The sequence below is a fragment of the Shigella sp. SIG6 genome, from assembly GCF_053555815.1.
Genome location: NZ_JBQZXC010000330.1, coordinates 1 through 377, shown reverse-complemented (window position 1 = coordinate 377; position 377 = coordinate 1). Strand labels below are relative to the sequence as shown.

The following is a 377-nucleotide window of genomic DNA, read 5'->3' as shown; positions in this document are numbered from 1 at the left end:
CCCGAACCAACCATTATCCCAAAAAATGCACCGGAAACGCGCTGACAACATTTTAGCCTGTCTCTGATTACCATCCCAGCGAAGGGCCATCCAGTGTCCGTTCCTGTATTTCCAGCTGGTGCTCACGCTCCAGGGATAACGCATGTTCGCATTCCTGTATCAGCCGTTCGTCCCTTATCTCCTGTTCTCGCTGTATAACTGGCTCAAGCGTTCTGTCTGCTCGCTCAAGTGCTGCACCTGCTGACTCAACTGCATGACCCGCTCGTTCAGCATCGCGTTGTCCCGTTGCGTAAGCGAAAACATTTTCTGCAATTCCACGAAGGCGCTCTCCCATTCGTTCAGCCGCTGCATATAGTCCTGTTGCAGTTGTTCTAATG

At 52.0% G+C, this 377-nt stretch carries 1 protein-coding gene; it reads right to left on the bottom strand.

Annotated elements, in window-relative coordinates:
• Positions 1-174: 174 nt before the first annotated feature.
• On the bottom strand, positions 175-377 hold a 203-nt coding region (locus ACUU1M_RS20665; RefSeq protein ID WP_115759613.1), incomplete at its 5' end, for an MbeD family mobilization/exclusion protein.